General features: G+C 68.6%; 4 protein-coding genes and 1 pseudogene. 1 reads left to right on the forward strand and 4 read right to left on the reverse strand.

The window, feature by feature from the left end; genetic code table 11:
• Positions 1-1212: 1212 nt before the first annotated feature.
• Positions 1213-1509, reverse strand: coding sequence for a hypothetical protein (locus ABZ818_RS42255; RefSeq protein ID WP_361427513.1), 297 nt, complete (start codon positions 1507-1509; stop codon positions 1213-1215).
• A gap of 309 nt (positions 1510-1818) precedes the next feature.
• On the opposite strand from ABZ818_RS42255, the gene ABZ818_RS42260 reads away from it, so the two are divergent.
• On the forward strand, positions 1819-2484 hold the full coding sequence (locus tag ABZ818_RS42260) for a hypothetical protein (protein WP_361427516.1): 666 nt from the start codon (positions 1819-1821) through the stop codon (positions 2482-2484).
• On the opposite strand, the gene ABZ818_RS42265 is transcribed toward ABZ818_RS42260, so the two are convergent.
• The 3 genes and pseudogenes from ABZ818_RS42265 to ABZ818_RS42275 all read right to left on the reverse strand — a co-directional run bounded on the left by ABZ818_RS42265 (position 2441) and on the right by ABZ818_RS42275 (position 6171).
• Complete coding sequence (locus ABZ818_RS42265; protein ID WP_361427519.1) at positions 2441-3949, reverse strand: ISL3 family transposase; 1509 nt, start codon at positions 3947-3949, stop codon at positions 2441-2443. The genes ABZ818_RS42260 and ABZ818_RS42265 overlap by 44 nt on opposite strands.
• A 137-nt stretch (positions 3950-4086) precedes the next feature.
• The gene (locus tag ABZ818_RS42270) at positions 4087-4299 is read right to left on the reverse strand and encodes a hypothetical protein (RefSeq protein WP_361427522.1); all 213 of its coding nucleotides are present in this window, start codon (positions 4297-4299) and stop codon (positions 4087-4089) included.
• Between the two features lie 26 nt (positions 4300-4325).
• Positions 4326-6171, reverse strand: a pseudogene (locus tag ABZ818_RS42275) (family 20 glycosylhydrolase).
• Positions 6172-6492: the final 321 nt, after the last annotated feature.

Genomic DNA, 6492 nt, shown 5'->3' on the forward strand with positions numbered 1-6492 from the left:
AAGAGCCTGCGCGTCGACCGACGCACCTACAAAGCCACCATCAGCATCGACATCCTGTTGACAGCACCCAACAGCCCATAACTTCATGGCCTTGGCCTAAAGGCAGTATCCGCACCCTGCAGATCTGGAGGCACGCGAGACCGCGCCCGACCGGCAGGGCATCGGACTGAACCGTTCCGGGTTCGGTAGTGGGCGGACCGCCAGTAAGTGCTGCCACCGCCTCCACGGCATCAGCCCGGACCCGCCGTCTTCCTCCGCCGACCCGCAGCGAGGATCGCCGCACTACCTCACAACCCCGACCAGCCCCGGCGCCAAGCACGGGTACGCACCGTGTCCACGGCCTCGTCCATTGTTACGGCTCTGGCGCGTACGGGGTGCGCTGCGCAGGTTCCCGCCAACGAACCGGTGGACGAGCGCGCTGAAGAGGCTGCGTCGTCTGCGGGGTGGCGAGCCCGCACCTGCCGTGCTCGCCCGAGTCACGAACTGCGGGCGCTCTCTGTCCGCCTGACAGCCGCGCAGGTCGCCGCTTCGCGCGTGGCGGCCCGCGCCGGACGCCCCCGCCGCGTAGCCGGCGCGTCAGTGGTCAGTACTGCCGGGCGCGTGCGTCGTAGCGGTCCACGGCCGGCCCGCACCGCGCCGCTACGGCGGCCCAGCACTGCCTGCCCTGGGCTGGTGATGTGATGTGGGTTTTCTTCCTGGCGCCGCTCTGTCGGAGCGGACGGCGGCGGTAGCGGTAGGCCCACCGGTTCTTCCACCAGCCGAGTCGGTGCTCGGACTCCTGAGGGCAGCCCCAGACTGAGCACGATGGCCCACCACGGACCGGCCGTGGGGCCGTCTACCGTAGGGGCATGGGCGCGATCGTCGTCGTGTACGAACTCGACAAGCCGGTGGGTACGCGCGCCTCCCCGGGCGGGGCGCCTGGTGAGGCACGGACCGTCCGCCGGGTGCATGCGGCGCCCACCGCCCCGGGGACGCCCACCGCGACTGGACCGCGGACTCTCTGCGGCAAGGACACCTTCGCTATGGAGCCGGCCTGCCAGCAGCCATCCGAGCACCCTGGGGCGTCTTGGTACCCCGCAGAGTACGCGTCCGTGGTCTGCCCCGACTGCGATGCCGTGATGACCACCTGACGGTCGTGACCGACTGCCCCGCCGTCGATGCGTCGCCGGAGGGAACGCTGCGCGGCTTGCAGCGGCACCCGCTCGCGGATGGCTACTCCTGGGGAATGGCCAGTTCACGGCCGCGGTAGAAACCTTCCCGCTCCTCGACGACGTACGGGGCCATGGCCGTACGCCGCCGCGCCTCCGGCTCGGAGGCCCGCCAGGAGTCGCATACCTCCTTGGAGTCCCAGAACGACACCCCGGTGATCTCCCGTCCGTCCTCGGACCAGTACGCAAAGGCGCGGCGCAGACCCTGCGGGTATGGGGCGGGACGCCATGCCCTCTCGAACTCCTCCAAGGTGCCCGGCTGAAGCCGACGCGTCGTTACCCAGACGAAGTGCTCCTCCATCGCAGCCTCCTCCGCAACGCCGGTTCGGCTTGTCGGCCCCTGTCAGACCACCGTAGGTCCAAAGCACTGCTTCTGCCTCGGCGGCGATCGCGGCGCTGCGGAGGATCCAGGCGCGGTTCCGGACCGCGCCTGCCTGGTGTCGTAGGGCTGCTTTCGATCGTGAGGCGCCGAAGAACCATAGAAGGGAGGCCTGGAGCGCGTTCTCGGCTGCGCCCCATGTGTCTGTCGGTGGTGATAGCGATGTAGGTTCGATCCGGATCGGGGGTGTGCCCCGGACGTCGAGCTCTGCGGCCGGGATTTCCCGACGGGGTGTTCTTCCTCGATCTCTTCGGCATGTCGGCGCAGCCGCGTCCTGTCGAGGACGCACTGGGGCTCCTGCTGGGTGCGCTCGGCGTCGCCGAGCGTCAGTTGCCGGCCGACCCCCAGGCACGGGCTTCCCTGTATCGGTCGTTGCTGCGCGATCGGCAAATCCTGGTGGTCCTCGACGACGCCGCGTCCGAGGAGCAGATCCGCCCGCTGCTTGCGGCGCACGGTCCGAGCAGGGTGCCGGTCACCAGCCGACGGCTGCTGGCCGGCCTGGAGGGCGTACGCCGCCTGGTCCTTGGCCCGCTGCAGTTGCCGGAGGCCATGGATTTGTTGACCGGCATCGTGGGCGAGCGTTCCGTGACGGACGGGCCTGTGGCCCTGACTCGGCTCGCGCAGCTGTGCGGTGGGTTGCCACTGGCGCTGTGTCGGCAGCGGCTGAATGTGGGTTCTGGATCACTTTTGGTGCCAGAGCCACGGAGGGTCACCAACTCCGCGATCATGAACGGTCGTGACCGACGACCTCACCTCCTCCAGAACCTTTGGCTCCACCAGACCACCGACGTCGAAGTCAGCGACGTCACCATCAGCGCCAACCGCGTCACCGTCCACGCCGCCACGACCAGGTTCATGCCGCGTGGAGGACGCGTTTGCGGAGCAGGTCGAAGTTAGCGCGGCAGAACATCTGGCGCTTGATCATTTTGATCTTGTTGTTGTGACCCTCGACCGCGCCGGAGCTGTAGCGCAGAGTCAGCCCGGCGACGACCGCGTCGAGGTCCTGCAGGAGGCCGGCGGCGAAGGTCTGCAGGGCGGGGACTTCGTCCTGTTGGACGCGGGTGATCCAGTCTTTGAGTTGGTGGCCGCGGCGGTTGTTCATGAGCTCGGCGAATGCTCTGACGTGCTCGGCGGTGCGGGCGAGCGCCGGGACGCGCGCGAGGATCTCCTTGAGTTGCTGGGTGTCGTCGGCGGCCAGCCGGTCGGGGTGGCGGGTGATCCACCTGGTCACGTCCCGAACGGAGGGTTTGCGGCGGGGCGGGTCCTGGTGCGGGAACGCATCCCGCAGCCGCCGCACGTAGACGCGGACGATCTGCTCCTGGCCTGGGTAGCCGTGCTGCCGGATCTCCTCGAACAGGCGGCGGGCGACGGTGCAGCCCTCGGCATACCGCTGGTTGAGGTAGGGCTTGTAGGGGTCGAGGATGCTGGTGCGCCCGGTCCAGCGGCCGACCAGCAGTTCGTCCGGGTCCGAGGCGTGGGCCAGGCGGCGGACGGTGCCGCGGGCCAGTCCCAGTCGCCGACCGATGGCGCGCAGGCTGACGCCCTCACGGATCAGGGCGTGGACGGCCGCGTGCTGTTCGCGGACGCGGTCCGACAGGCGTCCGGTCCGGCGGGGCTCAGCAGTGGCGGACGGCAGGGACACGTGCTGGGTGGGACCTGCCGGCGGTGGAGGTTCGGGAAGCAGAGTGCGGTTCTGGAGCACGGTCTTCTCGACGGCGTCGGCGAGGTTCTGCCAGAGGTGGAAGCGGTCGGCGACGTGGAGGGCGTCCGGAGCGCCCAGCCGTGCGGCCTCGGCGTAGGAGGCGGAGCGGTCGCGGCAGATCACCTGCACTCCGGGGTGGGCGGCCAGCCAGGAGCGAACTGTCTCGACGGTGCGGTCTGGCAGCAGGTCAACGGGACGACGGGTCTCGATGTCGACCAGGATGGTCGCGTAGACGTGGCCCTTGCGCAGGGCGAACTTGTCCATCCCCAGCACTCGCGGCGCCGGCGGCTCAGACTCGGGGACAGCACGTATCAGCCTGAGCAGGGTGGATCGGCTGACCGGGACGGCGAAGGCCTCGGCCAGGCGGGAGCCGGCCCGGCCGGCGAGCATGAGCCCGAGCCGTTGCAGCGCAGCCTGGAGCTGTTGGCTTCGTCGTCCGTACCGGAAGGTGACGCCCTCGACCTGCTCGACGAAAGTCGCCTGCTTGCACGCTTGTTGGCGGCAGCGAAACCGGCGGACCCGTAACTCGATCACGACGCGACGCTGGGCTGTCGCGCTGTCGTCGAGCCGGCGCACGTAGCTGCTGTGGACGCGGCCCGAGGGCGTCCCGCACGACGGACACTCCGCACCCGCTCTGGTCGTGGCACCCGTTGCCGACAGCGCTGCGGATCATCGGCAACAGGCTTCTGGGCCGCCCGAGCTGGAGCGTCACTGAACTCGCCGCCCGGTTGTCGGACGAAGAAGGGCGTCTGGAGCATTTCTTTGTTCCGCTTTGACGGACACCATCCGTGTGGTGGTCAGGCCGCCAGGGCGGCTTCATAGTCGGCGGGACTGCGGTAGCCGAGGCTGCTGTGCAGCCGGCGCAAGTTGTACCAGCCCTCGATCCACTCAGCACACCTTGGCCATCGATCCGCCACCGCGTCATCGCACAGGCGATGTGGGATCACCGCGCGCTGCAGGCCGTACGCGCCGCCCGCACCGCACATGGCGGCCCTGCGCAGCTCGCGCACAGGGCGCCGTGTGCACTTACCGGGTGTCAGAGTCCGGCGCATTGGCTCGACATCGGGCCGGACGCGGAGTTGGGTTGATCGGCGTTGGTCGGCGCGGGAGAGTTGCCCCTGCAGGACAGTGGCCCGCTGATGTGGTTACCGGAGACGATCGTGGAGCCGGTGTTGTTCTTGAGGACGAGCGGGCCCGCCACGGTGACGCTGTCGATCGTCACCTGACCGGCCGAACCGCTGACCTCCACCGGGCCCCCGACCGTCGTCGGCGCGCACGCGCCGTTCCGGTTGCCGAGCCAGACCCGAGTTGCAGCGGTCACGCCCACCGGTCCGGACACGGTTGTACCGCACAGCAGAACGTTGCCTGCTCCGGACGCCGTCACCGGGCCGCGGAACACGGACCCGGATGCGTAGAGCGAAGCACCCGCAGCTACTGTGACCGGTCCCGAGACCGTCGCGCCGTCGAGGCACGTGACGCCTGAGGAAAAGGTCAACGGGCCCTGGTGCGTCCCGGTGACCATCGACGTACAGGACGGGACGCCGGTCGCGACGAACGGCACGACCCAGGTCTGGTCCTGACGGCTGTAGGTCACTGTCCCGTGGTACGTCCCGTCCGCCGGGTAGGTGTGGCTTCCGCTGACCGCCATCAGGCTTCTGCCCTGACGTTGGCTCGTCACGTAGTCACGTGCTGCGATGCCGGCGGATTCGGTCGGCGATCCGTCGCCCCAGTCGATCACCGCCGTGAACTCACCCGGCGGAATCGAGCCAGCTGCCAACCGGCCCAGGGGTGCGTTGCTCAGGGTCCTGTCGACGCCGAGGCGGGTGACCGTGCCCATCGACTCCGGACTCCAGGTGACCAGGGCGATGGAGCCGTAGTTCACGTTCGCGAACGCCCACCGCGGTCCGGCGACGCTGAGCCGCTGGCGGTACGCGTCGTAGTCCTGGGTGAGCACCTTGGGAGACCAGGCCTTCTCCAGGATTCCGGCCAACCGTGGGAACACCATGAACTCGTTGGTGGCCAGTCCACGCATCTGCTCGCCCCAGATCGGCGCCTCGATGCCGATGATGTCCTCCGCCTTCGGTCCGCCGTATGCCGGTTGCGCCCAGACGGAGCGGTATTTCTCGTAGACCCATTCCGGGTCCCACCCGTAGGCCTTGTCGAGCTCGGTCTGAGGCGTCCGGCCGGGCGACCCGTCGTACCCGAAATCGAGGTAGGCGTTCCACTCCGGGGTGGTGATGACGTCACGGCCTTGGTTGAACCACTCGGGTTTGATCAGCGCCGGACCACCGCCGGTGTAGTCGGACCAGTAGTGGTTGATGGACGTCGAACCCGGTGCGTAGCCCTCGAGTGCGGGGTTCCAACCCATCATCCGCTTGCCGTTGGCGTTGACGATGGACTCCATCTGCCCGATCCACCACTTGTAGTCCTCGTGGGGCATCCCGATGGCCTCGTCGCCGCCGATGTGGATGATCGGGGCGGGCGAGATCGCGGCGAGCTGTGCGATCGCGTCCCGCCAGAACGCGAGCGCCCGTGCACTCGCCGGGTCCTTCGGGTTCGTGCAGAAGCGGTCGGTCTGGGTCTGCCCCTGGCAGCCCATGACCGCAACGCCACCCAAGGACCTGACCGCCGCCGTGGCGTGGGCCGGGCTCTCCAGTTCGGGGACGATCTCGATGAACCGGTCGGCGGCGTACTTGACCAGGCTCTTGAAGTCCTCTTGCGTGTAGAAGCCCGCGATACAGCCCGACCCGTTGCACCCGAAGAGCCGGGTAGCCCTTGATCTCCAGGCGCCAGGACTGCGAGTCGCTCAGGTGCAGGTGCAGCCGGTCGCCCTTCAACGCTGCCAGTTGGTCGATCATGGACCGGATTTCGGCCACGGTCATGAAGTTGCGGGCAGGGTCGAGCTGAAGACCTCGATGCGCGTAGCGCGGGTAGTCCAGGACTGTGATGGGCTGTGCCGTCCACGGCCCCACGCCGGTAGCGGGGGGTAGCGGGGCCCTCTGTCACACAGTTGGACGTGCGCTGTCCTCCAGCACTCCCACACGTCCGGTCCGCCGCCCCGCCAGTCGATCAGCTCAGCGTGCGCCGCCACGTCCAGTTCGTCCCAGCTCTCGACGACGGCCGAACGCTGACCCTCTGACGGCGGATCAAAAGTGACCCACTTGGTGATCTTCGTCTGACTCTGGCCTTGGTGATCAAGGTCA

It is taken from the genome of Streptomyces sp. NPDC047453, assembly GCF_040643155.1.
In the GTDB taxonomy this organism is placed as follows: domain Bacteria; phylum Actinomycetota; class Actinomycetes; order Streptomycetales; family Streptomycetaceae; genus Streptomyces.

What these genes read in the sequence shown, in the direction of transcription:
- ABZ818_RS42255 (WP_361427513.1), bottom strand. Translation starts at nt 1,509, where the DNA reads ATGGAGGAGCACTTCGTCTGGGTAACGACGCGTCGGCTTCAGCCGGGC.